Here is a 26401-nt window from a genome sequence, read left to right as displayed (position 1 = left end):
ACGCAACGCCAAACCCACTTAAACAAAAAGGATTCAACCATGAGCACTCCAACCAACAGCCGCCTGAACAAAGATGACGCCATTGTATTGCTGGTCGACCACCAGACCGGCCTGATCTCGCTGGTGCAGGATTTCTCGCCCAACGAATTCAAGAACAACGTGTTGGCCCTGGCCGACCTGGCCAAGTTCTTCAACCTGCCCACCATCCTCACTACCAGTTTTGAGCAAGGCCCCAATGGCCCGCTGGTGCCGGAGTTGAAGGAAATATTCCCGGACGCGCCGTACATCGCCCGCCCTGGCCAGATCAATGCTTGGGACAACGAAGACTTCGTCAAGGCGGTCAAGGCCACCGGCCGTAAGCAGATCATCATTGCCGGCGTAGTCACGGATGTGTGCGTAGCGTTCCCGACCTTGTCGGCGCTGGCGGAAGGGTTTGAGGTGTTTGTGGTCACCGATGCCTCGGGCACCTTCAACACCACGGTGCAGCAGGCGGCCTGGAGCCGGATGACGCAAGCCGGTGCGCAACTGATGAACTGGTTTTCGGTGGCGTGTGAGTTGCAGGGCGACTGGCGCAACGACATGGAAGGCTTGGGTAATTTGTTGTCCCAGCGTATTCCGAACTACCGCAATCTGATGAACGGTTACTCGGCGCTGACTGCGCGTCAGAACTAAGCCACACCGCTCTATAACAAGCCTGCGCTCAACCGCAGGCTTTTTTGCGTGTGCTTGTTTTACCCGATCAAGGCTTTAAAACGACCCGTTCCGTTGTGAATTGTTGTGAAGACTTTGCGAATCAACCAATTCCCCGTGCTAAGTTCCAGATCACTCTGAATCACTGCAATCGCCACTGCCGCGCATCAACTAGCGGTCCGCTCTTGTTATTGACTAATAAGTTCCTGGCACGTGCCGGGAAGTTGTAGAGCCCTGTTCGTATTAAAAGAATAAAACACGTTTGGCGCGACACTTAACTTAGGAGAATGACCATGGTAGCGAAGGTAGAAACCACCCCAAAGGACACCGCGGGCACTGATAAAACCACCGTCGCTGCCTGGGAAAAGTCGGTTAAGAAAGCGTCAACAGCGCCCAAACCCAAACCAACGGATGAGCTTGGCAAAGGCCAAAAGCGCCCCGAAGGTGACACCCGTTCAGCAGAGCAAATCATCAAGGACACGCCGCTGCTCGCCCAACTGGGCAACCAAAGCGGGGTCAAGGACAACCTCAAGAAACAAGTCGGCGATTTTGAAAAAGACGCCGATGCGGCGTATCGCGCGTCCAAAGTGCTGGAGCATGTCGAGTACATCGACGAAGACGGCAAACTGACCAAAGGCGAGAACGTCGGCAATAACAGCATCGACGGTTTCACCAAAGACGGCGAAGCCCGGCACGGCACCGAAGCAGGCCGCCTGCAGGACTTTGGCAAGTACGGTTATTCAAGCCTGCGCGGCGAGGTGGTGAAGTCTGATTTGGGCGACAAGCAGAAGCGCCCCGACGGTGACACGCGCTCTGCCAAAGAGATCATCGACGCCACACCGCTGCTGAGAAACCTGGGTAACCAGAGCGATGTGAAAGAAAACCTGAAGAAGCAAGTCGGTGATTTCGAAAAGGATGCCGACGCCGCCTACCGCGCCACCCAGGTGCTGGAACACGTGGTCGGCATTGATGAAAACGGCAAGTTGCTGACGGGCTTCGCCGCCAGGGACAAAGACAACGACAAGATCGATGGCTTCACCTCCAAGAAAGAAGCTCGCCACGGCACCGAAGCCGGCCGCCTGCAAGACTTTGGCAAGTACGGTTATTCCAGCCTCAAGGGCGACCTGGTGCACGTCAAGGAAAAAACCCATACCGACAAGGCCGCGCCGCCCGACGAGCCGCAAGACGTACAGGCGCTGCGCGACAAGTACAACATCCCCACCTTCGGCGCCGAAGGCCTGATGGACATGGAACTGCCCAACGACAAGACCGTGGGTGGCCAGACCGCCGAGAACTTTGTGCAGGCCATTCGCGACGACATCAAGAGCGGCAAACTCACCGAAGACTCCGATGAAGCGAAGATCGTCAAGTTAATGGACGCCCAGGCCGCGCTCGATAGCGGCTACGAACTGTACGGCTACGCGGAAAGTATTAACCTGGGCAGCGGCACTTACCGCGAAACGGATAAGAGCCCGACCAAGCTGAATGGCGAAGACGTCAAAGAGATGGTCGACGAGGATAAACTTGCCAAAGAAATTTCCACGCTCATGGGCAAGGAAGGAATTAAGGACCGTTATGACGCCGAACTAAAGAAGAGTGTCGGCAGTTTGTCGGAAGAACGCTTGAATGAAGTACGCGAGCAAGTATTCCCGGCACTTTTCAACGACGGCACCCGTGATGCCAACTTGAACTTCGAAGACTATGTGATCGCCATGAACGACTCGGGCGATCCAAAAAAATCCGAAACAGCCGAGCTGGACGTCGATCGGTATTTCGAGTCGCTGCGTATTCTGGAACCCGACAGCTACACCGCGCGCCGTCAGACCTTCGACCAGAACATGATGACGCACCAACTCAACACCTACATGGAAAACCCCGACAAGGTGTCGCCGGAAAATGCCGAGAGCGGGCTGAAAGCCACGTTCACGATGGTCAAGGGTGGTATCAACGCCGCCCTCGGTGGGCTGGACAAGGGCGACAAAGCGTACGACATGTACAAAAAGATGAAGGATGAGATCGACATCCTCGACGGCCATATCAAAGGCCTGACCCCGGAGGAAAACAAACAGATCGCAGCAGCGGTTCGCCTCGCTGCCGCCAGTGGGGACCCAAAAGCCATCGACAAGGTGGTCGACACCCAATTAAAAGGCCTGGGCGCCAATCGCGAGGCGACCGCCGGTTCCTTGAAGACGGTACTGCACACCGCCAGCTCCACCGGCGGGCTCAGTGCCATGGCGGGCACCATGAACCTGGTCAGCGGCGCCCTGCAACTGGCCAATGGCGGCGGCAACATGACCGACGACCAGAAAATCGCCGCCGCGAAAGACCTGGTCTCAGGCTTGAGCTTTACCAATGACTTCCTCAAATTCGGTTCGAACATTGTAGAAACCCTGGGAGGCACTAAAGCCTATGACCCTGCGGTGGACACAGACGGCAAAGGCCCGCCCAAAATCAAAGCCACTGAATGGCTTGGCCTGATCGATGAGAACCTGCCGGATATCTGGGGCAAGAAAGCCACTGAAAAATCTGACGCACTGGCCGCATCCATCAGTACGCGCGTGAAGGAGTCCTCCGAAACCCTGAAGAATCTCGACGTGGGCAACCTGTCGGCCGATGAGGTCAAGGAGTACGACAGCGCCGCCAAAGCCCTTGGCGAACAGATGGGCGTCAAGGACATTCCCGGCAAAAGCAACCCGGCTTCAAAATCCGAAATCGCCATCGCCTCCGGGCGCTCGTTCCTGCGCTTTATGGGAGGTGCCGGCCTGGACTTGACCGGCGGCGTGATGGACATCGTTTCCGGCGCGCGCAAACTGAAAACCGCCAAGACCGCGCTGGAAAAAACCGACGCGGCCTTCACACTGGGCTCAGGTGCATCCGGTACCGGCATGGCGATCGCCAATACCATCGCGATGTTCGCCCCCAAAGGCGCTCACCTGGCAGGGAAACTGGCCGGTGATGTTGCCGCGACAGTTGTACGTGGGCTTGCCATCGGTGCCCGTGTTGCAGGCCCGGTTTTCGCCGTGGCAGGCGTGATCTTCGGGGTTGCAGCCACGCTGATTGCCGAGGCGGTCGAACACGCAAAATTGCAAAAACTCACCGATTCCCAAGGCAAGTTCTTCAAAGACCTCGCCGCCGCCGGCGTGACCAAGGAAGACTGGGGCGACAAGCTCGAATACGCCCGTTACGCCACTTATATGTATGGCGGCCGAGACGCGCCGGACGACAAGTCGATGTTCGAGTACCAGTCGGATGAGTGGAAACACTTCAAGGAAACCGAAGACGAGAAAGGCAGTTCTCTGGCACGACTGGCGCCCCACCTGCACAAAGACAGCGACCCCGACAGCAAGAACCTGTGGGAGAAATTCCTGGCGGGCGGCACCAGTTCAAGCGGGCCGCATGGCAGCGAGCGCCATACCGATGACTGGCGGCCTTGGGGCAGTACGGATATGGATGCGGGTGGCAAGAAAACAGCCTGATTTCATGCAGGCCGTTATCCAGCGAACTTGACGCCCGCCCTGATCAGCCGGCCCTCCATTTTTGCGCTTGCACAGCAACAGGCCAATTCCTGATGGCGCGGGTTGATAGTGGGCGGCCAAGTGGACGCTGAGCCGAATAGGAAGCACAATCGGCTCACTAAATGAGCCGAATAACCCGTCTATTCGGCTCACACCCTTAGGGAATTCTCTATGGCCCCTCCGTTCTGGATCTGGCAACACGCTGACTGGCCCCATTTCCACTGGCAACCTGAGCGCCTGGCAGCCTTGTTACGCGAGTGCGGGCAAACCCAAGGCAGGCTGTTGGGTATGCTCGGTAGCGTCGGTCAGGCGGTGACTGCACAGAATGAACTGGATGCGCTGCTGCAAAATGTCCTGACGTCGTCGGCCATTGAGGGTGAGCAGTTGAACGTGTGTTCTGTGCGGTCGTCTCTAGCCCGACGCTTGGGCCTGGCGGCGCTGGATGACGGCCAGGTGAGCCGTCGCAGTGAGGGCCTTGCCGAACTGCTGATGGACGCCACCCAGCAATTCGCACAGCCATTTACCCTCGCTCGTCTATTGAGTTGGCACCACTTGCTGTTTCCGGAGCCTGAAGAAGGCTTTACCACGCGAGCGCTCAACGTCGGATCGTTAAGGGGCGATGAGCCGATGCAGGTGGTGTCGGGTCGACTTGACCGCCCAACGGTGCATTTCGAAGCGCCATCGCGCCTGGGGCTGGGCAAAGCGCTGGATGAATTCCTGGAATGGTTCGAAGCCAGTCGCGACCAGCCCGAGCTGGACCCGTTTATACGCGCAGGCGTTGCGCACTTCTGGTTTGTCACCCTGCACCCTTTCGATGATGGCAATGGCCGCCTGACCCGCGCCATCGCCGACCTTGCGTTGGCACAGGGCGACCATCACGCCATCCGCTTTTATGCCCTGTCGGCCGCCATCCTTGAGGATCGTGCCGGCTATTACCATGCATTGGAATCCAGCCAAAAGGCATCACTGGATATCACTGAATGGCTGAAGTGGTTCCTCAGCACCCTGCTGCGCAGCCTTCAGCAGGCAATGGCGCGGATTGACCGGGTGCTGGACAAAACCCGGTTCTGGCAACAGCACCGCGACATTGTGTTGTCCTCTGAGCAAATCAAAGTGCTCAACCGGCTGCTGGACGGTGGCGAAAAGGGCTTTGAACACGGCATTAGTGCCTCGCAGTATCAAGCTGTGGCGAAGGTATCCAAGGCGACCGCAACACGCCATCTGGCGGACCTGCTGGAAAAAAACTGCCTGGTACGGTCGGCCGGCGCAGGCCGCAGCACGCGGTATCAAATCAATGACAGAGGCGAATGAGCCACCCCCACTTATTTGCCCCAATCCCCCATGTCTGCTAGTGTCGCGCCGGTTTACCGTCTACCGGAATAGCCGCCATGGCCCGCAAAAAAGTTGCACTCGATTTCGAACAATCCCTCGCCGACCTGCAAACATTGGTCGAGCGTCTGGAGAACGGCGAGTTGTCGCTGGAGGACTCGTTGACGGCGTTTGAGCAAGGCATCGGCCTGACGCGCGACTGTCAGAGCGCGTTGGCGCAGGCGGAGCAGAAGGTCCAGGTGCTGCTTGAGCGTGACGGGGAGTTGGCCGAAGAACCTTTCGATGCGGAACAGCCGGAATGATCGACGCGTATCAGGCCAGTAGCCAAGCCCGGGTAAATGCGGCGCTGGAGCCCTTGTTTGTTGCGCCAAGCCCGGAGATGAACCGCCTCTATGCAGCCATGCGCTACAGCGTGATGAATGGCGGCAAGCGCGTGCGCCCGTTGCTGGCGTATGCCGCGTGCGAGGCGCTGGGTGCGTCGGCCGAGCAGGCCAATGGCGCCGCCTGTGCGGTGGAGCTGATTCACGCTTATTCCCTGGTGCATGACGATTTACCGGCCATGGACGACGACGACCTGCGTCGCGGCCAGCCCACTACCCATAAAGCGTTTGATGAAGCCTATGCGATTCTGGCCGGCGACGGCCTGCAGAGCCTGGCGTTCAGCGCATTGCTGGACCCGCGTTTAAGCAGCGTCAACGCCGAGATCCGCCTGCGCATGGTCACGACACTCGCCCAGGCCGCAGGCCCGGCCGGCATGGTCGGCGGGCAAGCCATCGACATGGGTTCGGTCAGCCTCAAGCTGGATCAAAAAGCCCTTGAACACATGCATCGCCACAAGACCGGCGCGCTGATTGAAGCGGCCGTGGAACTGGGCGCCTTGGCCAGTGGCCGCGCCGAAGCCTCGCAGTTGGCCGCCTTGCAGACCTACTCTCGCGCCGTCGGCCTGGCGTTTCAGGTGCAAGACGACATTCTCGACGTAGAAAGTGACACCGCCACCCTGGGCAAACGCCAGGGCGCCGACATCGCACGCGACAAACCGACTTACCCTGCGCTGCTCGGGCTGGACGCCGCCAAGGCCTACGCCCTGGAATTGCGCGATCAAGCGCTGCATGCCCTGCGACCTTTCGACGCAGCGGCCGAGCCACTGCGTGACCTGGCGCGGTATATCGTCGAACGCCGCCACTGATAACAGCGGCCATTGCAGCCGCAAATCGGCCAAGTTCGGCGCTCCGCGTGGGCAGTTTGCGATGCTTGAGGTAAACTGCCGCCTCTTCTTATACCTATAACGATTCGCCTGATGCCCACGACGTTTCAAGAGATTCCCCGCAAGCGCCCGTCTACGCCCCTGCTCGACCGTGCTGCCACGCCGGACGGCCTGCGTCGACTGGGTGAAGCCGAGCTGGAAACCCTGGCCGATGAGTTGCGCCTGGAATTGCTCTACACGGTCGGCCAGACCGGTGGGCATTTCGGTGCCGGCTTGGGCGTCATCGAGCTGACTATCGCCCTGCATTACGTGTTCGACACCCCGGACGACCGGCTGGTGTGGGACGTGGGCCATCAGGCGTATCCGCATAAAATCCTCACCGGCCGCCGCGAGCGCATGAGCACCCTGCGCCAGAAGGACGGCGTTGCCGCCTTCCCGCGTCGCGCCGAGAGCGAGTACGACACCTTTGGCGTCGGCCATTCCAGCACCTCCATCAGTGCAGCGCTGGGCATGGCCATTGCCGCCCGCCTGCAAGGCAGCGATCGCAAGGCGATTGCGGTGATTGGTGATGGCGCGCTCACCGCCGGTATGGCCTTCGAAGCGCTGAACCACGCGCCGGAAGTGGACGCCAACATGTTGGTGATCCTTAACGACAATGACATGTCGATTTCGCGCAACGTGGGCGGGCTGTCGAATTACCTGGCAAAAATTCTCTCCAGCCGCACGTATGCCAGCATGCGCGAAGGCAGCAAGAAGGTGCTCTCGCGTCTGCCCGGCGCGTGGGAAATTGCTCGACGCACCGAAGAGTATGCCAAGGGCATGCTGGTGCCCGGCACCCTGTTCGAAGAGCTGGGCTGGAACTACATCGGCCCGATCGACGGCCATGACCTGCCCACCCTGATCGCCACGCTGCGCAACATGCGTGACCTCAAGGGCCCGCAGTTCCTGCACGTCGTCACCAAGAAAGGCAAAGGCTTCGCCCCGGCGGAAGTCGACCCGATTGGTTACCACGCCATCACCAAGCTCGAACCCCTGGACGCTCCGGCCGCCGCGCCGAAGAAAGCCAGCGGGCCGAAGTATTCCGGCGTGTTTGGCGAATGGCTGTGCGACATGGCCGCCGCCGACTCGCGCCTGGTGGGCATTACCCCGGCGATGAAGGAAGGCTCCGACCTGGTGGCGTTCAGCGAGCGTTTCCCGCTGCGCTACTTTGACGTGGCGATTGCCGAGCAACACGCGGTGACGTTTGCCGCCGGCATGGCCTGCGAAGGCGCCAAGCCGGTGGTGGCGATCTATTCCACCTTCCTGCAACGCGGTTACGACCAGTTGGTGCATGACGTCGCGGTGCAGAACCTCGACGTGCTGTTCGCCATCGACCGCGCCGGCCTGGTCGGCGAAGACGGCCCGACCCACGCCGGCAGTTTCGACTTGTCTTACCTGCGCTGCATCCCCGGCATGCTGGTGATGACGCCGAGCGACGAAAACGAACTGCGCAAAATGCTCAGCACCGGCCACCTCTACAACGGCCCGGCCGCCGTGCGCTACCCGCGTGGCAACGGCCCGAATGCGCTGATCGAAAAGGACCTTGAGCCTATCGAAATCGGCAAGGGCATCGTGCGTCGCCAGGGCAGCAACGTTGCGTTTCTGGTATTCGGCGTGCAGCTGGCCGAAGCCCTCAAAGTCGCCGAGAAGATCGACGCCACCGTGGTCGACATGCGCTTCGTCAAACCGCTGGATGAAGCGTTGGTACGCGACATCGCCGGCAGTCATGAGCTGCTGGTGACCGTCGAAGAAAACGCAATCATGGGCGGTGCCGGCGCGGCAGTCAGTGAGTTCCTGGCGCGGGAGAATATCCTCAAGTCGGTGCTGCATTTGGGCTTGCCGGATATGTATGTCGAACACGCCAAGCCCGCGCAAATGCTGGCTGAGTGTGGGCTGGATGAGGCCGGGATCGAGGCATCAGTGCGCGAGCGCAGGGTGCTGCTGGGCCTGTAACCCGGTCTCCCGGTAGAAACTGGATCAACCTGTGGGAGCTGGCTTGCCCGCGATAGCATCACCTCGGTGTTACTGAAACACCGAGGTGGCTGCATCGCAGGCAAGCCAGCTCCCACATTGTTTTGTATGACTGCTGAATGCTACGGACAGCCCATGACCCGCCTTCGCCTCGCCCTGCCCTTGCTGCTGCTCCCCGCCGCCGACCTGCTGGCCGACACCTTCGAGCGCGACGACGCTCTGAAACTTCCCGACGTGGTCATCAGCGCCAACCGTCAGGTGCAGGCGCGCAACGACAGCAGTGCCGCCAACACCGTGTTCACCCGCGCCGACATCGACCGCCTGCAACCCAGCAGCGTGACCGACCTGCTCAGCCGCGTGCCCGGCGTGCAAGTGGCGTCCACCGGTGGGCGTGGCAGTTTGCCGGGGATCTTCATCCGTGGCACCAAGACCGCCCAGAGCCTGGTGCTGGTGGACGGCCAGCGCATCGCTAATGCTACCTCGGGTGACAGTGGGTTGCAGTATTTGAGCGTCGATCAGATTGAGCGGGTAGAAGTGCTGCGCGGCTCACGCTCGGTGATCTACGGCAGTGATGCGATTGGCGGGGTTATCCAGATTTTCACTCGGCGCACTGCACAGGCGGGTGTTCACCCACGCCTGCACCTGGGCTTTGGCAGCAACCAGACCTGGGAGCGCAGCCTCGGCCTATCCGGCGGCGATGAACGCACCCGCTTCAACCTGGGTGCCAGCCTGGATGAAACTCAAGGTATGAACTGGACCCACGAGTCTTTTGCCACCGATGGCGATCATGACGCCTACCGCAATACGTCCCTGAGCCTGAACCTCAGCCACTCATTGAGCGATGAGGTGGAAGTCGGTTTCAACCTGCTGGATGGCCAGGGCAAGTCGGACTATGACAATCCATTCGGGCGCTACGTCAACATGTTCGAAACCGTCGGCCAGAAGCCCTACACCGACTACACGGTGAGCAGCGCCAGTGGCTATGTCGACGCCAAGCTCAACGACCGCTGGCAGACCAGACTGGAGCTGGGCCACAGCGAGAACCGCGACAAGAAGCGCGACCACCTGAGTGACGAGGGCAGCGCCTTCAACACCTACCGCGACTCGCTGAACTGGCAGAACGACTTGAGCCTGGATGACCGTAACAGCCTGATCCTCGGCGGCGACTGGTACGAGGACCGGGTGCGCGCCACCACTGAATTTGACGAGGACAGCCGCTGGAACCGCGCGGCGTTTATCCAGCATCGCTTCGCGGCCGAACGGTTTTCCATCGAGTTGGGCCTGCGCCACGACACTAACCAGCAGTTTGGCAGCAAGAACACCTGGAGCGGCACCCTCACCCTGCCACTCAATCCAGACAACGATCTGTTGCTGTCCTACAGCGAAGGCTTCCGTGCGCCGAGCTTTAACGACCTGTATTACCCCGCCAGCAGCAACCCCAACCTCAAGCCAGAGCATTCAAAGAGCTATGAGCTGCAATGGCGCAGTCAACTGACTGAGACAACGCGCCTGGAAACCTCGCTGTATCGCACCGACCTCAAGGACGCCATCGTTGCGCAACAGCTGGATTTCTACATTCCGCGCAACGTGGCATCGGCCCGGATCAATGGCTTCGAAGCAGCGCTCAAGCAAGAATTGTTCGGCTGGCAAGGCAACCTGGGGCTTTCAATGATTGACCCGCGTGATCGACAGAACGGCCACACCCTGGAGCGCAGGGCGCGGCGTACGCTGAGCCTGGACCTGGATCGACAGTTCGACAAACTGGGCGTTGGAGCAAGCTGGCAGGCGGTCAGCTCCAGCTATGACGACGCACAAAACACCCAGCGCCTGGGCGGTTATGGGTTGCTGGGGTTGCGCGGCAGTTGGGCGGTGAGTCGGGAAGTGGTGTGGTCGGTGAAGGTGGATAACTTGCTGGACAAGGCTTATGCGCGGGCGATGTACAGCTATCAGGATCCCAATTACGAGAACAATCAGAACTACCGCGAAGAGGGTCGGGTGTGGATGTTTGGGGTCACTTGGACACCCGAAATCTGAATGGGCAGTACCGGCCTCATCGCAGGCAAGCCAGCTCCCACATTTGATCTGTGAATACATTCAAAAGGTGGGAGCTGGCTTGCCTGCGATAGCGGTCTCACAGGTCAGGCGATATCACCTGACACAACCTCGCCACCGCCTCCAGCATCTGCCCGCTGGGCCGCTCCAGGCCCTTGTCCGGAACCACTCGCACTCGCGCCGCCATCCCCGGCCAGACTTTCCAGTCATCCTTCCGGGCCTGATCACCGACCAGGATCAACTCGGGATTTCGCTGCAACACCGACTCAATATTTACCTGCGGCGCGGGCAGCTTGAGGTCATCGAACACATTGCGCGCCCCGCACACCGTCAGCGCATCGCTGATGATCTGCCCGCCGCCGACGGTGTACAGCGGCTGGTTCCACACCTGGTAAAACACCCGCAATGGCTCGTCACGCCGATAACGCTGGCGCAACTCGGCCAGGCGCTGACGTAACTGTGCGGCCAGTTTTCGGCCGGCATCAGCGCGCCCCAATTGCCCGGCAATTGCTTGAACCTGAGTGGTCAGTTGCTCAAGGGTATGGGGTTCGGCCACGTAGACGGGAATGTTCAGGCGGTGCAACTGTGCACGCTGCGCTGGCCCCACACTGCCGGGCCACAGCAGGATCAAGTCAGGCTTGAGGCTGAGCAATCGCTCAATGTCCAACTGGCCGTAATGCCCCACCGAAGGCACGCTCGCCAACGCTGCCGGCCGCTCGCCGCCGTCGAGCACGCCCACCAGCACATCGGCAGCGCCCAGTTCGACGACGATTTCAGACAGCGACGGCGCCAGGCTGACCACACGCTCGACCGCCAACGTTTGGGCGCTGAAGGCCAGCAGCAGAACCGCCAGCCAGTGGCGCTTCATCCCAACTGACGCGGGATGCGATAGAGGTAAAACAGCACCAGCGTCGACAGCGCCAGCAGAAACAGCGGCACGGCTTCCAGGCCGACGAACACGGCCAGCGCGCCGATCCAGGCTGGCAGCGCGGCAACCAGCAAGGCCGTGCGCCGACGGGCCGCGAGGGTGATCCAGGCAGCCGGTTCTTCGGGAGTATCGAGGGCTTTTGAGGTGGCGATCAGCGCGTGTTTGTAGCCGTGAAAATAACGCAGGCTCAGAAACATCGAGGCCACGCCGGCGATAAAAAACGGCATGGCTAACACGGGAAGCAGGGATTGGGCGTGGCCGAATACCAGGTTAAGCACGAACAGCGGAAGCACTGCCAGGGCCAGGTACTGCCACCAGTTGAGGGACAGTCGCCGTTTCACCTGGCCACGGGTCACGCGCGGTCAACCTCGCCCTGATGCTCATTGCCCATCATATGGTCGAGCTTGCTGGCTTTGGTCGCCAGGTACAGCTTGTTGTGCGGGTTGTGCCCGGTGTGCAGCGGCACGCGCTCGGCGACGGTGATGCCCATCTCGGTCAAGGCTTTGACCTTGCGCGGGTTGTTGGTCATCAGGCGCAGGGACTTGACCCCCAGGTATTCGAGCATTGGCAGGCAGATGGCGTAGTCACGCTGGTCAGCGGCGAAGCCCAGGCGCTCGTTGGCTTCCACGGTGTCGGCGCCGCCGTCTTGCAGCTCGTAGGCGCGAATCTTGTTCATCAGGCCAATGCCTCGGCCTTCCTGACGCAAGTACAGCAACACGCCACGGCCTTCACGGGCGATGGCGCGCATGGCCGCTTCCAGTTGCGAGCCGCAGTCACAGCGTTGGCTGAACAGCGCGTCACCGGTCAGGCACTCGGAGTGCACGCGGCCAAGCACCGGCGCGCCATCGGCGATGTCGCCCAGGCTGAGCACAACGTGCTCGCGACCCGTGGCTTCTTCGAGAAAGCCGTTCATGGTGAACGTGGCAAAAGGGGTAGGCAGCTTGGAAGCGGCGACGAAAACGACGGGCACCGTGTGCTCCTGATTTCAGATTTCACAGAGGGCGCCATTGTAACAGCAGGTTCCTGCACACGCTTAAGCTGAATTATCGCTGATAAAGATCAATCGGTTCGATTGGCCTTCGCCCCGGTTCTATGCAAGTGAGGGCGCGCAAAGCGGCCGACACGCGCGAAGAACAGCAGCGGTGTGTGTCTAGCGAAAATGCTGGTAGCCGTGGACGGTCGGGGTGATGTTTTGCCCATCGGCGTCGAGCAACGTCACGCCCTGCCCGGCCTCGACCCGGCCAATCACGTGGATCGGCCAACCGCCCACCAGTAACGGCGCCAGTTCGGCAGGTGGCAGGGTGAACGCCAACACGTAGTCGTCGCCCCCGCTCAACGCGGCCACGCGGGCTGCGTCATCGCCGACAAACGCCAGCAAGGCCGCTGACAACGGCAGCGTCTGACGCTCGATCACCAGGCTGACGGCCGACGCCCTGGCGATATGCCCGCAATCGGCCAAAAGCCCGTCGGAAATATCCATTGCAGACGTCGCTTTGCCACGAAGCGCCAAGCCCAGCGCCAGTTGCGGTTGCGGCGACCAGTAATGCGCCAGCAGCGGCTCGGCGATGGCGGCCTCAGCGCTGCGCTGGCCGAGTACCAACGGCAAGGCGCCAGCGGCGTCTCCCAGTACGCCGCCCACACACAGCAGGTCACCCGGTTGCGCACCGCTGCGCGTCAACGCCTGGCCGGCCGGCACGCGGCCAAACACGGTGAGGGTCAGGCTCAGCGGCCCGCGCGTGGTGTCGCCACCGATCAGGCCTACGCCGCAGCTTTGCGCCATGGCGTTCAAACCCTGGGCATAGCGTTGCAGCCAATCGGCGTCGACCGTCGGGGTAGTGAGTGCAAGGGTAAACGCGAGGGGGTTGGCGCCCATGGCGGCCAGATCGCTGACTGCCACGGCCAGCGAGCGCTGGCCAAGCAGAAAGGGATCGCAGGGGTCGGCAAAATGCACGCCGGCCACCAAGGTATCGGTGGAGATTGCCAATTGCTCCCCAGCGGGGAGCGCCAGCAAGGCGCAGTCATCGCCGATCCCAAGGGCAATGCCTTCGCCGCCCTGCGCACATGGCGCGGCGGCGAAGTAGTTGCGGATCAGCTCAAACTCGCCCATTTGGCCGCTCAAGCGCAAATCAGCGCTTGTACGCCTTCACTTCGGCTTCACGCAGGCGCGGCGCCAGCTTGTCGAGCACACCGTTGACGAACTTGTGGCCGTCAGTCGAACCGTAGACTTTCGCCAGTTCGATGCCTTCGTTGATCACCACGCGATACGGCACGTCGACGCGATGCAGCAGTTCCCAGGTGGACAGGCGCATCACGCACAGTTCAACCGGGTCCAGCTCTTCGATGGTCAGGTCCAGGCAAGGTGCCAGGGCCGTGTCGATCTCGGTCAGGTGCGCATACACACCGTGCAGGATGTCGTGAAAGTACGGCAGGTCAGCGAAGGTGAAGTCGTTATCGACGCGAAACTGCGCTTCGATTTCGTTCAGCGATGCACCGGCCATCTGACGCTGATACAGCGCCTGGGTGGCCAATTGACGAGCAGCGCGGCGCTTCTCGTTTTTGGACGGCTTGCCGGCGCCGGCTGGACGCTCGTCGCGAGGATTGAAACGATCGCTCTCGTCGGAAATCATTTGGCCTCCAGTTGCGACAGCAGGCTAACCATTTCCAGGGCGGACAAGGCCGCTTCAGCGCCTTTGTTGCCGGCCTTGGTGCCGGAGCGCTCAATGGCTTGCTCGATGGAATCCACGGTCAGCACGCCGAAAGCGACGGGTACGCCGAACTCCATGGACACCTGGGCCAGGCCCTTGGTGCATTCGCCTGCCACGTATTCGAAGTGCGGCGTACCGCCACGAATGACCGCGCCGAGGGCGATGATCGCTGCGTATTCACCCTGCTGTGCAACTTTCTGCGCAACCAGTGGAATTTCGAAGGCGCCAGGGGCACGGATCAGGGTGATATCGCTTTCGCTCACACCGTGGCGAACCAGGGCGTCCACGGCACCGCTCACCAGGCTTTCAACCACGAAGCTGTTGAAGCGGCCAACAACCAGTGCGTAGCGGCCTTTGGGGGCGATGAAGGTACCTTCGATGGTCTTCAGGGTCATTCGACAAATCTCTTAAAGAGCAGGGACGCGAAAAGTGCGTCCCTCAATGATGTTTTTACCGCGAACAAGGCGCAAAAATCGCCAGCCTTTATTCGGAGGGCACGTATTCTACAACTTCCAGATCGAAACCGGATATCGCATTAAATTTCATCGGTGCGCTCATCAGGCGCATTTTGCGCACGCCGAGGTCACGAAGGATCTGCGAACCGGCACCGACGATGCTGTAGGTGGTCGGTGTTTTGATCTGCGTGTGCTCGGCGGTTTCGCGAATATGCGCAAGCAGCACGTCACCATCCACCGGGTTACCGAGCAACAACACCACACCGCTGCCGGCCTTGGAAACCGCAGACATGGCGGCGCGCAGGCTCCAGCGGCCGGGTTGATTGACCATCAACAGGTCGCGCAACGGGTCCATGTTGTGCACGCGCACCAGCGTCGGTTCTTCGCCAGAAATGCTGCCCAGGGTCAGTGCCATGTGCACGTCGCCTTCCACTGAATCACGGTAGGTCACCAAATTGAAGTGGCCCAATTCGCTGTCGAGCGGCTGCTCGGCAATCCGCTGAACGGTACGTTCGTGGATCATGCGGTAGTGAATCAGGTCGGCAATGGTGCCGATCTTGAGGTTGTGTTCGGCGGCAAACGCTTCGAGTTCAGTACGACGGGCCATGGTGCCGTCGTCGTTCATCACTTCGCAGATCACGCCGCTCGGCTCGAAACCGGCCATGCGCGCCAGGTCGCAGGCGGCTTCGGTGTGGCCGGCACGCGCGAGGGTACCGCCCGGCTGGGCCATCAGCGGGAAGATGTGGCCGGGGCTGACGATGTCTTCAGCCTTGGCGTCTTTCGCGGCGGCGGCTTGCACCGTGCGTGCGCGGTCAGCCGCAGAAATACCGGTGGTGACGCCGGTGGTTGCTTCAATGGACACGGTGAACTTGGTGCCAAAACCCGACCCGTTGCGCGGCGCCATCAACGGCAGCTTGAGCAGTTCGCAGCGCTCACGGCTCATGGGCATGCAGATCAGCCCGCGGGCGTGCTTGGCCATGAAGTTGATGTGCTCAGGCAGGCACGCTTCGGCGGCCATGATGATGTCGCCTTCGTTCTCGCGGTCTTCGTCATCCATGAGGATGACCATCTTGCCTTGGCGGATGTCTTCAACCAGTTCTTCGATACTGTTGAGCGCCACGCGGCACCCCCTTGGGTCAGGATTTAAGGTAGCCGTTGGCGGCCAAAAAGCTTTCAGTGATGTTACTGCTGGTTGGCTCTGCGGCCTTGTCGCCCAACAACAGGCGTTCCAGGTAACGGGAGAGCAAGTCCACTTCCAGGTTCACCCGGCGACCGGACTGGTACGACGCCATGATGGTTTCGCTGAGGGTGTGGGGAATGATGGTCAGTTCAAATTCGGCGCCATTCACGGCGTTCACGGTGAGGCTGGTGCCATCAACGGTGATCGAGCCTTTGTGGGCGATGTACTTGGCCAGCTCTTTAGGTGCGCGGATACGGAATTCCACGGCACGCGCGTTTTCGCTGCGAGAAACCACTTCGCCGACGCCGTCGACGTGGCCGCTGACCAGGTGACCGCCCAGGCGGGTGGTCGGGGTCAGGGCTTTTTCCAGGTTGACCGGGCTGCCGGCCGCAAGATCGTTCATCGCGGTGCAGTCCAGGGTTTCCCGGCTGACATCGGCAGCAAAACCGTTGCCCGGCAACTCGATAACGGTCAGGCACACGCCGCTGACGGCGATGCTGTCGCCCAGCTTGACGTCGCCGAGGTCGAGCTTGCCGGTCTCAACCAGCAGGCGTACGTCGCCACCTTTGGGGGTCATGGCGCGAATGCTGCCGATGGATTCGATAATGCCGGTGAACATGGCCTTCTCCTGAAAACGGGACGGGCGCTTGAGCGCCCGGTCAGAATTATACGCTCGCTGGTGGAAGCGGTATGGCAGTGACTCGCCAGTCGTCGCCTACAGCGCGCATGTCAATGATCTTGAGTTGGGGGGCGTCGGCCAGTTTCTCAAGCGGCCAGTCCAGCAAAGGCCTGGCGGCGGAGCCGAGGAACTTGCCGGCGACGAAAATCACGTATTCGTCCACCAGCCCTTGTTGGGCGAACGCGCCTGCGAGGCTGGGGCCGGCTTCCACCAGCACTTCGTTGACGCCACGGGCGGCCAGCGCCACCAAGGCAGAGCGCAGGTCAACCTGCCCTTCAACGCCCGGCACCACCAGGCACTCGGGGCCACGGGGAAACTGGTTTTCTGCGGTCACGCAAGTGATGACCAGTGCCGGGCCGGCCTTGAAGAACGGTGCATTGAGCGGCACGCGCAGGCGGCCATCGATCAACACACGCAACGGCGGGCGCGACATGGCCAGCGCGGTGGTTTCTTCATCCAGGCCCAGCTCGGCGGCGCGCACGGTCAAGCGCGCGCCGTCGGCCAACACCGTGTCGGCGCCGGTCAGCACCACGCTGGCCTCGGCCCGCAGGCGTTGTACTGCAGCGCGGGCAGCCGGGCCGGTGATCCATTGGCTTTCGCCGCTGGCCATGGCGGTACGACCGTCCAGGCTCATCGCGAGCTTGACCCGAACAAACGGCAGGCCGTGTTCCATGCGTTTAAGGAAACCCGGATTGAGCGCGCGCGCTTCTTTTTCCAGCACGCCGCTGCGGGTTTCGATACCGGCCTGAGCCAGACGCTGCATGCCGCGCCCCGCCACTTCCGGGTTCGGGTCCTGCATGCCGGCCACCACGCGCGCGACGCCGGCACTCACCAGCGCATCGGCGCACGGCGGCGTGCGCCCGTGGTGGCTGCACGGCTCGAGGGTCACGTACACCGTCGCGCCACGCGCCTTGTCGCCTGCGGCGCGCAGGGCGTTGGGCTCGGCATGGGGTTCACCGGTGCGCACATGCCAGCCTTCGCCGACGATCTGCCCGTCACGCACAATCACGCAGCCAACCCGAGGGTTGGGGTGGGTGGTGTACAGGCCCTTGCGCGCAAGTTCGAGGGCGCGGGCCATGTAATGGGCGTCGAGCACGGCTTGTTCGGCAGACGGCTGGGTCATTGTTTGTGTGGCTCACGGGCCAGGCGGTCGATTTCTTCGCGGAACTCATTGAGGTCCTGGAAGCGTCGATACACCGAGGCGAAACGGATATAGGCGACTTCGTCGAGCTTTTGCAGCTCGCCCATCACCAGTTCTCCCACCACCAGGCTCTTGACCTCGCGCTCGCCAGTGGCACGCAGCTTGTGCTTGATATGCACCAGCGCCGCTTCCAGCCGCTCGACACTCACCGGGCGTTTTTCCAGGGCGCGCTGCATACCGGCGCGCAGTTTGTCTTCGTCGAAGGGCTGGCGGCTGCCGTCGGACTTGATCAGACGCGGCAACACCAGTTCGGCGGTTTCGAAGGTGGTGAAACGCTCACCGCAGGCCAGGCATTCGCGCCGGCGACGCACTTGATCGCCCTCGGCGACCAGACGCGAGTCAATGACCTTGGTGTCGTTGGCACCGCAGAAGGGACAGTGCATGGTTGGCAGGCAACAAATAAAGGGAGGGCCATGGTAGCGCATCCCCGTCGCAAGACAAGCCATAGCCTTTACGGTATATAGGCAGGCTTACTATGTTTGTTTATTTCAAAGCCACGGATTTTGCCCTTTCTGGAGCCGTACATGCAGTTACGACCACTTGTTTTACTCACCCTGTTCAGTGTTCTGGTCGCCTGCAGCAGCCCTGCCCCCAAGCCTGCCGCCCCTCAACCGACGCCCGCCCAAGAGAAAAAAGTGCCCGGCATTGAAGAACTCGGCCCACTGCCGGCGTTTCAGCGCGAAATCAGCGGCATCCTCAACGGCGTGCCGGCCAATGCCGAAGTCGAAATGGCGTTGTTGGTGATCGACGAGCGCAACCGCCCACAGCAACTGCTCGCCAGCAGCGTATTGACCGGCAATGGCAAGCCCATAGCCTTCCGTCTGCGCTTCAACCCGGAAGCCTTCCCCGCCGGCGCCCGCGTTGAACTGCGTGGCCGCGCCAGCCAGTCCGGCCAATTGATCCTGCACCTGCCCGCCGTGCGCATCACTCAAGCGATCACTCAGACCACCGGCCCCCTGCAATTCGTCAAGGCACCATGACGCCACCGCTGGACCTGCAAGCCGCGTTGAGCAAACTGATCGGCGACGCGCACCTGGTGCCCTGCCCTCTGCCGGGCACCGAGCTGTCGTTGTGGCTGCTGGATGCGGACAACATGGACCGCGCCTTCAGCCAGGAAGAAACCCGGCGCATCCTGCATGAACCGCCCTACTGGAGTTTCTGCTGGGCCAGCGGCCTCGCACTGGCGCGTTACCTTGCGGCAAACCCCGAGTGGGTCGCTGGCAAGCGCGTGCTGGACTTCGGCGCCGGCTCCGGCGTGGCTGCCATTGCGGCCGTCAAAGCTGGCGCCCTGGAAGTGGTGGCCTGCGACCTTGATCCTCTGGCGCTGGCGTCTTGCCGGGCGAATGCCGAACTCAACGGTGTCGAGCTGAAATATTCAGCAGATTTTTTCGCCGAAGCCGATCGCTTCGACCTGATCCTGGTCGCCGATGTGCTCTACGACCGCGCCAACCTGCCGTTGCTGGATCACTTCCTCAGCCGTGGCCGTGAAGCGCTGGTGGCGGATTCGCGGGTAAGAGACTTCCAGCACCCGGCTTACAAGCGCCTGGAAATTCTTGATGCGATGACGCTGCCGGATCTAGCCGAGCCTTGGGAGTTTCGCAAGGTGAGCCTGTACCATTCGCGGCGTTCTTGAGGCCATCGCGCTTTCAGCCGCCCGCGCCAGCCCTTATAGTTGCCCCATTCCCGCTTTATTCGAGACGCCCCATGAGTGAGCCCACGCCGTACATCTTCGACGCCACCACCGCGACCTTCGACCAGGCCGTGATTCAGAACTCATTCGAAAAACCCGTGCTGGTGGATTTCTGGGCCGAGTGGTGTGCGCCGTGCAAGGCGTTGATGCCGATGCTGGCGCAAATTGCCGAGAGTTATCAGGGCGAGCTGCTGCTGGCCAAGGTTGATTGCGAAGCCGAGCAGGACATCGTCGCGCGTTTTGGTATTCAGAGCTTGCCGACAGTAGTGCTATTCAAGGACGGCCAGCCGGTGGACGGGTTTGCCGGGGCGCAGCCGGAGTCGGCGGTGCGGGCGATGCTGGAACCGCATGTGAAGATGCCGCCACCCGCGGCTGCCGATCCGCTTGAGCAGGCTCAGGCACTATTCGCCGAGGGCCGTATCAGCGACGCCGAAGCGCTGCTGGTTGCCTTGCTGGGTGAGGACAACACCAACGCCGCCGCGCTGATCCTGTACGCGCGCTGCCTGGCCGAACGCGGTGAGTTGGGCGAAGCCCAGGCCGTGCTCGACGCGGTCAAAAGCGATGACCACAAAGCCGCGCTGGCCGGGGCCAAGGCGCAGATCACCTTCCTGCGCCAGGCCGCCGACCTGCCAGACGCTGCCGACCTGAAAAGCCGCCTGGGGCAAAACCCGCAGGACGATGAAGCGGCCTATCAACTGAGCATTCAGCAACTGGCGCGCCAGCAATACGACGCGGCGCTGGAAGGCTTGCTCAAGCTGTTTGTCCGCAATCGCAGCTACAGCGAAGGCTTGCCGCACAAGACCTTGCTGCAGGTGTTCGAGCTGCTGGGTAACGACCATCCGCTGGTGACCGTTTACCGTCGCAAATTATTTGCCGCGCTGTATTAATCGCCGATCCAGCTGTACAGCGGCGTATCCCCGCCGCTGACCACTTTTACGTTTGAACTGTGGCGCAGGCGCACCAGCAGGCGCTTGCCTGACGCGGCATCGCCGGCCAACCCTTCCAATTGATCGATTAATTCCAGGCCGCTGAGTTGCCCGGCATTGCGCAACAGGTCCTGTGCGTTCTGCCACAGGTCATCGTTTTGCTTGACCGGCGCCGCTGCCAGCTCGCTGGCCACAGGGGCCGCCTTCAACTGCGCGCCCAGCCGCGCCCAATCGCCGTCGTCCAGCTCCAGGGTCAGGTCCACCGGCAAGTCGCCGACGGTTCCACGAATTCGTAACATCGCGTTTACTCCCACACTTTTCCGACAAGCATGCTCCCACGCGACTTGCGCAACGCCAAGCGGGCGTTCAAACTCCTGTTATTATTGTTATAAGATCACATAACAAAACTTTCATATTCTGGAGCCTTCTCAATGCGCCGTCTGCTGCTCGCCTTACCGTTTGCCCTGCTGCCACTCGCTCTCGCGCACGCCGCTGACGAACACGACCATGAACACGGCAGCCTTGGTGCCCATGAACATGGCGTCGGCCGCCTCAACGCGGTACTCGACGGCCAGGCACTTGAACTGGAATTCGACAGCCCGGCCATGAACCTCGTGGGCTTCGAACACAAAGCCACAACCGCCGCCGACAAAGCCAAGGTTGCCGCCGCGCGCAAACAGCTGGAAAGCCCGCTGGCGCTGTTCAACCTGCCCAAGGGCGCCGGTTGCGTAGTCAGCACCCAGGAACTCAACAGCCCGTTGTTCGGCGACAAGCCTGAAGCCGAGCATGACGACGACGATGACGACCACGCCACCGACGGCAAAGGCGCAGCCGCCCACGAACATCATCACGACCACAGCGAAATTCACGCCCACTACCAGTTCACCTGCGCCACGCCGACGGCCCTGAGCAACCTGGACCTGACCCAGGTGTTCAAGACCTTCCCCGCCACCCAGAAAATTCAGGTACAACTGATCGGCCCGAGCGGCCAGCAAGGTGTAGAGTCCACCGCACAGGCCGCTACCCTGAAGTTCTGATCTGACAATGCGGTCAATGTGGGAGCTGGCTTGCTGTGGCGAGGGAGCTTGCTCCCGCTGGGCTGCGTAGCAGCCCCAAAAAAAGCAGGGAGCGCTTCGCACTGGAGCGCCAGCCCGGTCCAGCGGGAGCAAGCTCCCTCGCCACAAAAGCCAGCTCCCACAAAGTTTGGCGCCCTTTTTTGAGACCTGTGATTTCCAATGACTCAAGCGTTAATCGAACTGTCTGACCTGGGCTTCAACTGGCCCGGTCACCCGCAGTTGCTGGACATCCCTGCGTTCCGCTTGGAAGCGGGTGAAACCCTGTTTCTCAAAGGCCCCAGCGGCAGTGGCAAAACTACGTTGCTCGGCCTGCTCGGCGGCGTACAGAAACCCATCCGGGGCAGCATTCGCCTGCTCGGCCAGCAGCTGACCGAACTCTCGGCCGGCGCCCGCGACCGCTTTCGCGTGGATCACACCGGCTACATCTTCCAGCAATTCAACCTGCTGCCGTTTCTGTCGGTGCGCGAGAACGTCGAGCTGCCTTGTCACTTCTCCAGGCTGCGCGCGCAGCGGGCGAAGCAGCGTCATGGCAGCGTCGACCAGGCCGCCGCGACCTTGCTGGCGCACCTGGGTTTGAAGGACAAGGATTTGCTCGAACGCCGTGCCGATTCGCTGTCCATCGGCCAACAGCAACGGGTCGCCGCCGCCCGCGCGTTGATCGGCCAACCGGAACTGGTCATCGCCGATGAACCCACCTCGGCCCTTGATTACGACGCCCGCGAAGCCTTCATTCGCTTGCTGTTCGCCGAGTGCCGCGAAGCCGGCGCCAGCCTGTTATTCGTCAGCCATGACCAGAGTCTTGCGCCGCTGTTCGACCGCCACCTGTCGCTGGCCGAACTCAATCGCGCCGCCACGCCCGCAGAGGTTTGAGATGTATTTGTTTCGTCTAGCCATGGCCAGCCTGGCTAACCGCCGCTTTACCGCGATTCTCACCGCGTTCGCCATCGCGCTTTCAGTCTGTTTGTTGCTCGCGGTAGAGCGCGTGCGCGTTGAGGCGCGCAACAGTTTCGCCAGCACCATCAGCGGCACTGACCTGATCGTCGGCGCCCGTTCCGGCTCGGTGAACCTGTTGCTGTACTCTGTGTTTCGCATCGGCAACGCCACCAACAATATCCGCTGGGACAGCTACGAGCACTTCGCCGCCAACCCGCAAGTGAAATGGGCGATTCCGATTTCCCTCGGCGATTCCCACCGCGGCTACCGCGTGATGGGCACCAACGAATCCTACTTCGAGCACTACCAATACGGCCGCAAGCAAAACCTCGAACTCGCCAGCGGCCGCGCCTTTGCCACCGACCCGTTTGAAGTGGTGCTCGGCGCCGAAGTCGCCGACGCGTTGCATTACAAACTCGGCGACAAACTGGTGCTGGCCCACGGCGTGGCGGTGGTCAGCCTGGTCAAACACGATGACAAACCGTTCACCGTGGTCGGCATTCTCAAGCGCACCGGCACCCCGGTGGACCGCACGTTGCACATCAGCCTGGGCGGCATGGAAGCGATCCATATCGACTGGCACAACGGCGTGCCCGCCCAGGGCAAAGGCCGCATCAGTGCCGATCAAGCGCGCAATATGGACCTGACGCCGCAGGCGATCACCGCGTTCATGCTCGGGCTGAACAACAAGATTTCCACCTTCGCCCTGCAACGGGAAATCAATGAATTCCGTGGCGAGCCGATGCTGGCGATCCTGCCCGGCGTGGCGCTGCAAGAGCTGTGGAGCATGATGGGCACCGCCGAAAAAGCGCTGTTCGTGATCTCGCTGTTCGTGGTGCTGACAGGTTTGATCGGCATGCTCACGGCAATCCTCACCAGCCTTAACGAGCGCCGCCGCGAGATGGCAATTTTGCGCTCGGTGGGCGCACGCCCGTGGCATATCGCGACGCTGCTGATTTTTGAAGCCTTCGCTTTGGCGCTGTCCGGCGTGGTGGCGGGCGTGGGCCTGCTGTATGTGTGCATCGCCGCTTCGCGCGGGTATTTGCAGGCCAATTACGGCCTGGACTTGCCGATGTCGTGGCCGAGCGAATATGAATGGACGCTGCTCGCCGGTATCCTCGCCGCCGCGCTGCTGATGGGCGCCGTGCCCGCGTGGCGCGCCTATCGGCAATCCCTGGCCGACGGCCTGTCGATTCGTTTATGAGAGAGGTAGTGATGCGTCGTGCATTGTTTGCGCTGTTGCTGCTGGTGGCCGTGCCCGCCTGGGCAGAGGAACAACCCAAGGATTTGTCGTGGCAGGAGATGATTCCGCCGGACGCGCCGCCGGAAATCCCCAACATGAAGCCGCTGCACGACTTGTCGAACATGGCCGATGCGTTGTCGGTCGAGGCAGCGCCAGCGGCCAAGCAGGATTTACCGAACGCACCGGTGGTGCAGAGCCTCGACGGCCAGCACATCCGCTTGCCGGGTTACATCGTGCCGCTGGAAGTCAGCGAAGAAGGCCGCACTACCGAGTTTTTGCTGGTGCCGTATTTCGGCGCCTGCATCCACGTGCCACCGCCGCCGTCGAACCAGATCGTGCACGTGAAAAGCGAAGTCGGCGTGAAGCTGGATGAGCTGTATCAACCGTACTGGATCGAGGGCGCGATGCAGGTCAAGCCGTCGTCCAGTGAACTGGCGGATGCCGGTTACCAGATGGATGCGGACAAGATTTACGTTTACGAGCTGGAGGAATAACGCTGACTCAAGAACACTGAAAATCCCAGGCGAGGGAGCTTGCTCCCGCTCGATCGCGCAGCGGTCGCCAGCTTTTTGGGGGCGCTGCGCACCCCAGCGCAAGCAAGCTTGCTCGCCACAACAAGCCCGCTCCCACAGTTTTTGATCTGTGTTGTAACGGGTAGATAGCCCTTTCATTGAGCTGAGTCAAAAGATCAAACGGAACGATCTTTACCATTGGACGTACAACTTTTAACGTCCTTTTGGAGCTCCCATGAACAAGTCTCTGCTCGGCGCGTCCCTCTTCGCGCTCGCCCTCGCCGCCCCCGTCGTCCACGCTCACGAAGCGGGCGACATTCTGGTTCGTGCCGGTGCAATTACCGTGAATCCGAAGGCCGACAGCAGCAGCGTCAAGGTTGACCAGGGCCCGTTGGCCGGCACCAACCTGGGCGGCAAGGCGACCATGAGCAGCGACACCCAATTGGGCCTCAACTTCGCCTACATGCTCACCGACCACGTCGGTATCGAATTGCTCGCGGCCACGCCGTTCGAGCACGACGTAAAGATCAAGAACACCGCCCTCGGCGCTGCCAACGGCAAGCTCGGCACCCTGAAACACCTGCCGCCAACCCTGAGCGTCGTGTACTACCCGCTGGACAACAAGTCAGCCTTCCAGCCGTACGTGGGCGCCGGTATCAACTACACCTGGATCTACGACGAGCACGTCGGCAGCCGCGCCGAACAAGCCGGTTTCAGCAACTTCAAGGCCGAGAATTCCTGGGGCTGGGCCGCGCAGATCGGCGCCGACTACATGATCAACGACAAGTGGATGATCAACGCCCAGGCGCGCTACATCGACATCAGCACCAAGGCGACTGTGGATAACAATGCACTGGCCCAGGGCACGCGTGCCAAGGTCAACGTGGATGTTGACCCGATGGTTTACATGGTGGGGATTGGCTACAAGTTCTAAACCCGGCCTAACCAACACTGCATACCCCTGTGGGAGCGGGCTCGCGAAAGCGCTGGATCAGTCGACCCATGTGTTGACTGACATTGCGCATTCGCGAGCAAGCCCGCTCCCACATTGGGGTTTGTGGGGTGTCAGCTGTGGCGGTAGAACCGGTCCAGCAGCGCCGGCAACCCGGCCCGCCATGCCCGTGGCTTGATGCCAAAGGTGTGCAGGATTTTCTTGCAGGCCAGCACCGCGTGTTGCGGTTCATCCGCTGCGTCCGGCCGGGCGGCATGCGCCTGGGCCGTTGGGGATTCAACCGCCAGCGGATGGAAATTGCGCGCTTCGGTGAGAATCGCCTGGCCCAGCGCCAACGGCGTGGTCGCCTCATGCCCGGCGTAGTGATACGTGCCCCACAACGGCGCCGCGCAATCGAGTTGCTTGAGCACAGAAATAATCACCCGCGCCGCATCGTCCACCGGCGTTGGATTACCGCGCCGGTCATCAGCCATCAGCAATTCATCGGTTTTTTCGGCACGGGCCAGGAAGCGCCCGAGCGTGCCGTCGGCACTGTCATCCAGCAACCAGCCAAACCGCAGTAACACATGCTGCGGGCAGGTGGCGCGCACGCTTTGTTCGATACGCCACAACGCTTGACCGCGCAGGCCCAGGGGCACTGGTTCGTCTTTTTCGCTGTAGGCGGTGGCGCGGGAGCCGTCGAATACGCGGTAGCTGGACGGTTGCACCAAGGTGATGTTGTGGTGCTGGCACAGTTCGGCCAAGCGCTCGATGGCGTATTCCTGGCTGGCCAGACGGGTAGCGCTGACGGCTTCGGCCTGGAACCAGTCGAAATAGTAGGCGAGGTTGATCAACGCATCGGGACGAGTGTCGTCGAGCAATTGGGTGAGGCTCGCGGCATCCCAGCCGTCTTGGGGCGGTTTGGGTGCGAGGAAACCAATGTCTTCCTCTGCACCGAGGCGAATCAGCGCTTGCCCGAGGGCATTCCCGCCGCCCAGTAACATAAGGCGCATTCGCATAGATTGAGCAGGCCCGGTCTGTTTGGAACGATGGCTATGGTCGGCAGGCGTGTGAGGCCTGACGTAGGGTTTAATCAGAATCGTTGCATTTTGCGGGTTTGTAGCGCAACCGTCACGGATAAA

The 26401-nt window shown here is 61.4% G+C and carries 27 protein-coding genes; 15 read left to right on the top strand and 12 right to left on the bottom strand.

The features are described from left to right. Nucleotides 1-39 precede the first annotated feature (39 nt). From ycaC to Q7C20_RS02240, 7 genes are all read left to right on the top strand, one after another. Nucleotides 40-672 (top strand): isochorismate family cysteine hydrolase YcaC, encoded by a 633-nt coding sequence (gene ycaC, locus Q7C20_RS02270; RefSeq protein ID WP_348056190.1) that lies wholly within the window; start codon nt 40-42, stop codon nt 670-672. A 311-nt stretch (nt 673-983) separates the two neighbouring features. Further along, nucleotides 984-4166: a hypothetical protein gene (locus tag Q7C20_RS02265; protein ID WP_375065032.1), complete on the top strand. Its 3183-nt coding sequence runs from the start codon at nt 984-986 to the stop codon at nt 4164-4166. A gap of 210 nt (nt 4167-4376) precedes the next feature. Beyond that, entirely contained in the window at nt 4377-5516 is a 1140-nt protein-coding gene (locus Q7C20_RS02260; protein ID WP_375065030.1) for a Fic family protein, read from the top strand. Between the two features lie 77 nt (nt 5517-5593). Further along, nucleotides 5594-5836 carry an exodeoxyribonuclease VII small subunit gene (locus tag Q7C20_RS02255; protein WP_003176346.1) on the top strand — a complete coding sequence of 81 codons (243 nt, stop codon included), beginning with the start codon at nt 5594-5596 and terminating at the stop codon, nt 5834-5836. Further along, the gene (gene ispA, locus Q7C20_RS02250; RefSeq protein ID WP_375065027.1) at nt 5833-6720 is read left to right on the top strand and encodes a (2E,6E)-farnesyl diphosphate synthase; all 888 of its coding nucleotides are present in this window, start codon (nt 5833-5835) and stop codon (nt 6718-6720) included. Before Q7C20_RS02255 ends, ispA begins: the two co-directional genes overlap by 4 nt. A gap of 111 nt (nt 6721-6831) precedes the next feature. Next, nucleotides 6832-8730, top strand: a complete 1899-nt coding sequence (gene dxs, locus Q7C20_RS02245) for a 1-deoxy-D-xylulose-5-phosphate synthase (protein WP_348056182.1) — start codon at nt 6832-6834, stop codon at nt 8728-8730. A gap of 153 nt (nt 8731-8883) precedes the next feature. Next, nucleotides 8884-10782: a TonB-dependent receptor domain-containing protein gene (locus tag Q7C20_RS02240; RefSeq protein WP_375065025.1), complete on the top strand. Its 1899-nt coding sequence runs from the start codon at nt 8884-8886 to the stop codon at nt 10780-10782. A 97-nt stretch (nt 10783-10879) separates the two neighbouring features. Here Q7C20_RS02240 and Q7C20_RS02235 read toward each other — a convergent pair whose 3' ends face one another. The 10 genes from Q7C20_RS02235 to nrdR form a co-directional block, all read right to left on the bottom strand. Beyond that, nucleotides 10880-11668 (bottom strand): cobalamin-binding protein, encoded by a 789-nt coding sequence (locus Q7C20_RS02235; protein ID WP_375065023.1) that lies wholly within the window; start codon nt 11666-11668, stop codon nt 10880-10882. Further along, on the bottom strand, nt 11665-12084 hold the full coding sequence (locus Q7C20_RS02230) for an MFS transporter (RefSeq protein WP_348056176.1): 420 nt from the start codon (nt 12082-12084) through the stop codon (nt 11665-11667). The genes Q7C20_RS02235 and Q7C20_RS02230 overlap by 4 nt, the downstream gene beginning before the upstream one ends. Continuing rightward, the gene (gene ribA, locus Q7C20_RS02225) at nt 12081-12698 is read right to left on the bottom strand and encodes a GTP cyclohydrolase II (RefSeq protein WP_348056174.1); all 618 of its coding nucleotides are present in this window, start codon (nt 12696-12698) and stop codon (nt 12081-12083) included. Before ribA ends, Q7C20_RS02230 begins: the two co-directional genes overlap by 4 nt. 180 nt (nt 12699-12878) lie before the next feature. Then, the gene (gene thiL, locus Q7C20_RS02220) at nt 12879-13835 is read right to left on the bottom strand and encodes a thiamine-phosphate kinase (RefSeq protein WP_375065020.1); all 957 of its coding nucleotides are present in this window, start codon (nt 13833-13835) and stop codon (nt 12879-12881) included. A 19-nt stretch (nt 13836-13854) separates the two neighbouring features. Further along, nucleotides 13855-14355, bottom strand: coding sequence for a transcription antitermination factor NusB (gene nusB / locus Q7C20_RS02215; protein ID WP_348056170.1), 501 nt, complete (start codon nt 14353-14355; stop codon nt 13855-13857). Next, entirely contained in the window at nt 14352-14828 is a 477-nt protein-coding gene (gene ribE, locus Q7C20_RS02210; RefSeq protein WP_003194576.1) for a 6,7-dimethyl-8-ribityllumazine synthase, read from the bottom strand. The genes nusB and ribE overlap by 4 nt, the downstream gene beginning before the upstream one ends. 88 nt (nt 14829-14916) lie before the next feature. Further along, complete coding sequence (ribBA, locus tag Q7C20_RS02205) at nt 14917-16008, bottom strand: bifunctional 3,4-dihydroxy-2-butanone-4-phosphate synthase/GTP cyclohydrolase II (protein WP_375065016.1); 1092 nt, start codon at nt 16006-16008, stop codon at nt 14917-14919. Nucleotides 16009-16024: 16 nt separating this feature from the next. Beyond that, complete coding sequence (locus tag Q7C20_RS02200) at nt 16025-16687, bottom strand: riboflavin synthase (protein ID WP_375065014.1); 663 nt, start codon at nt 16685-16687, stop codon at nt 16025-16027. A 46-nt stretch (nt 16688-16733) separates the two neighbouring features. Further along, entirely contained in the window at nt 16734-17870 is a 1137-nt protein-coding gene (ribD, locus tag Q7C20_RS02195) for a bifunctional diaminohydroxyphosphoribosylaminopyrimidine deaminase/5-amino-6-(5-phosphoribosylamino)uracil reductase RibD (RefSeq protein WP_375065012.1), read from the bottom strand. Then, nucleotides 17867-18331 (bottom strand): transcriptional regulator NrdR, encoded by a 465-nt coding sequence (gene nrdR / locus Q7C20_RS02190; RefSeq protein ID WP_348056162.1) that lies wholly within the window; start codon nt 18329-18331, stop codon nt 17867-17869. Before nrdR ends, ribD begins: the two co-directional genes overlap by 4 nt. 141 nt (nt 18332-18472) lie before the next feature. On the opposite strand from nrdR, the gene Q7C20_RS02185 reads away from it, so the two are divergent. The 3 genes from Q7C20_RS02185 (at nt 18473) to trxA (ending at nt 20525) form a co-directional block, all read left to right on the top strand. Next, nucleotides 18473-18928 (top strand): YbaY family lipoprotein, encoded by a 456-nt coding sequence (locus tag Q7C20_RS02185; RefSeq protein ID WP_348056160.1) that lies wholly within the window; start codon nt 18473-18475, stop codon nt 18926-18928. After that, a complete protein-coding gene (locus Q7C20_RS02180) occupies nt 18925-19581 on the top strand; it encodes a methyltransferase (RefSeq protein WP_375065009.1) in 657 nt (218 codons plus the stop codon). The genes Q7C20_RS02185 and Q7C20_RS02180 overlap by 4 nt, the downstream gene beginning before the upstream one ends. A gap of 71 nt (nt 19582-19652) precedes the next feature. After that, complete coding sequence (trxA, locus tag Q7C20_RS02175) at nt 19653-20525, top strand: thioredoxin (RefSeq protein ID WP_375065007.1); 873 nt, start codon at nt 19653-19655, stop codon at nt 20523-20525. Here the strand turns inward: trxA and Q7C20_RS02170 are convergent. After that, nucleotides 20522-20863 carry a hypothetical protein gene (locus tag Q7C20_RS02170; protein WP_375065005.1) on the bottom strand — a complete coding sequence of 114 codons (342 nt, stop codon included), beginning with the start codon at nt 20861-20863 and terminating at the stop codon, nt 20522-20524. The two genes, trxA and Q7C20_RS02170, sit on opposite strands and share 4 nt — an antisense overlap. A gap of 132 nt (nt 20864-20995) precedes the next feature. Between Q7C20_RS02170 and Q7C20_RS02165 the strand changes: the two genes are divergently transcribed. The 5 genes from Q7C20_RS02165 to Q7C20_RS02145 all read left to right on the top strand — a co-directional run bounded on the left by Q7C20_RS02165 (nt 20996) and on the right by Q7C20_RS02145 (nt 25262). Next, on the top strand, nt 20996-21601 hold the full coding sequence (locus Q7C20_RS02165; protein ID WP_375065003.1) for a DUF2796 domain-containing protein: 606 nt from the start codon (nt 20996-20998) through the stop codon (nt 21599-21601). Nucleotides 21602-21799: 198 nt separating this feature from the next. Continuing rightward, the gene (locus Q7C20_RS02160; protein WP_375065001.1) at nt 21800-22510 is read left to right on the top strand and encodes an ABC transporter ATP-binding protein; all 711 of its coding nucleotides are present in this window, start codon (nt 21800-21802) and stop codon (nt 22508-22510) included. Nucleotide 22511: 1 nt separating this feature from the next. Further along, nucleotides 22512-23777 (top strand): ABC transporter permease, encoded by a 1266-nt coding sequence (locus tag Q7C20_RS02155; protein WP_348056148.1) that lies wholly within the window; start codon nt 22512-22514, stop codon nt 23775-23777. Nucleotides 23778-23788: 11 nt separating this feature from the next. Next, a complete protein-coding gene (locus Q7C20_RS02150; RefSeq protein ID WP_348056146.1) occupies nt 23789-24310 on the top strand; it encodes a DUF3299 domain-containing protein in 522 nt (173 codons plus the stop codon). 253 nt (nt 24311-24563) lie between these two features. Beyond that, the gene (locus Q7C20_RS02145; RefSeq protein ID WP_348056144.1) at nt 24564-25262 is read left to right on the top strand and encodes an OmpW family outer membrane protein; all 699 of its coding nucleotides are present in this window, start codon (nt 24564-24566) and stop codon (nt 25260-25262) included. Nucleotides 25263-25393: 131 nt separating this feature from the next. On the opposite strand, the gene Q7C20_RS02140 is transcribed toward Q7C20_RS02145, so the two are convergent. Next, on the bottom strand, nt 25394-26278 hold the full coding sequence (locus Q7C20_RS02140; protein ID WP_375064998.1) for a sugar nucleotide-binding protein: 885 nt from the start codon (nt 26276-26278) through the stop codon (nt 25394-25396). Nucleotides 26279-26401: the final 123 nt, after the last annotated feature.

It is taken from the genome of Pseudomonas sp. AMR01, from assembly GCF_041946035.1.
Taxonomy (GTDB): domain Bacteria; phylum Pseudomonadota; class Gammaproteobacteria; order Pseudomonadales; family Pseudomonadaceae; genus Aquipseudomonas; species Aquipseudomonas antarctica_B.
Note: the sequence above shows the minus strand (reverse complement) of the source record. Positions and strands in the feature narration are given on the sequence as shown.

Coding starts and splice junctions, on each gene's coding strand:
- ycaC (WP_348056190.1), top strand. CDS start 40: ATGAGCACTCCAACCAACAGCCGCCTGAACAAAGATGACGCCATTGTA.
- Q7C20_RS02265 (WP_375065032.1), top strand. CDS start 984: ATGGTAGCGAAGGTAGAAACCACCCCAAAGGACACCGCGGGCACTGAT.
- Q7C20_RS02260 (WP_375065030.1), top strand. CDS start 4,377: ATGGCCCCTCCGTTCTGGATCTGGCAACACGCTGACTGGCCCCATTTC.
- Q7C20_RS02255 (WP_003176346.1), top strand. CDS start 5,594: ATGGCCCGCAAAAAAGTTGCACTCGATTTCGAACAATCCCTCGCCGAC.
- ispA (WP_375065027.1), top strand. CDS start 5,833: ATGATCGACGCGTATCAGGCCAGTAGCCAAGCCCGGGTAAATGCGGCG.
- dxs (WP_348056182.1), top strand. CDS start 6,832: ATGCCCACGACGTTTCAAGAGATTCCCCGCAAGCGCCCGTCTACGCCC.
- Q7C20_RS02240 (WP_375065025.1), top strand. CDS start 8,884: ATGACCCGCCTTCGCCTCGCCCTGCCCTTGCTGCTGCTCCCCGCCGCC.
- Q7C20_RS02235 (WP_375065023.1), bottom strand. CDS start 11,668: ATGAAGCGCCACTGGCTGGCGGTTCTGCTGCTGGCCTTCAGCGCCCAA.
- thiL (WP_375065020.1), bottom strand. CDS start 13,835: ATGGGCGAGTTTGAGCTGATCCGCAACTACTTCGCCGCCGCGCCATGT.
- nusB (WP_348056170.1), bottom strand. CDS start 14,355: ATGATTTCCGACGAGAGCGATCGTTTCAATCCTCGCGACGAGCGTCCA.
- ribE (WP_003194576.1), bottom strand. CDS start 14,828: ATGACCCTGAAGACCATCGAAGGTACCTTCATCGCCCCCAAAGGCCGC.
- Q7C20_RS02200 (WP_375065014.1), bottom strand. CDS start 16,687: ATGTTCACCGGCATTATCGAATCCATCGGCAGCATTCGCGCCATGACC.
- ribD (WP_375065012.1), bottom strand. CDS start 17,870: ATGACCCAGCCGTCTGCCGAACAAGCCGTGCTCGACGCCCATTACATG.
- nrdR (WP_348056162.1), bottom strand. CDS start 18,331: ATGCACTGTCCCTTCTGCGGTGCCAACGACACCAAGGTCATTGACTCG.
- Q7C20_RS02185 (WP_348056160.1), top strand. CDS start 18,473: ATGCAGTTACGACCACTTGTTTTACTCACCCTGTTCAGTGTTCTGGTC.
- Q7C20_RS02180 (WP_375065009.1), top strand. CDS start 18,925: ATGACGCCACCGCTGGACCTGCAAGCCGCGTTGAGCAAACTGATCGGC.
- trxA (WP_375065007.1), top strand. CDS start 19,653: ATGAGTGAGCCCACGCCGTACATCTTCGACGCCACCACCGCGACCTTC.
- Q7C20_RS02170 (WP_375065005.1), bottom strand. CDS start 20,863: ATGTTACGAATTCGTGGAACCGTCGGCGACTTGCCGGTGGACCTGACC.
- Q7C20_RS02165 (WP_375065003.1), top strand. CDS start 20,996: ATGCGCCGTCTGCTGCTCGCCTTACCGTTTGCCCTGCTGCCACTCGCT.
- Q7C20_RS02160 (WP_375065001.1), top strand. CDS start 21,800: ATGACTCAAGCGTTAATCGAACTGTCTGACCTGGGCTTCAACTGGCCC.
- Q7C20_RS02155 (WP_348056148.1), top strand. CDS start 22,512: ATGTATTTGTTTCGTCTAGCCATGGCCAGCCTGGCTAACCGCCGCTTT.
- Q7C20_RS02150 (WP_348056146.1), top strand. CDS start 23,789: ATGCGTCGTGCATTGTTTGCGCTGTTGCTGCTGGTGGCCGTGCCCGCC.
- Q7C20_RS02145 (WP_348056144.1), top strand. CDS start 24,564: ATGAACAAGTCTCTGCTCGGCGCGTCCCTCTTCGCGCTCGCCCTCGCC.
- Q7C20_RS02140 (WP_375064998.1), bottom strand. CDS start 26,278: ATGCGAATGCGCCTTATGTTACTGGGCGGCGGGAATGCCCTCGGGCAA.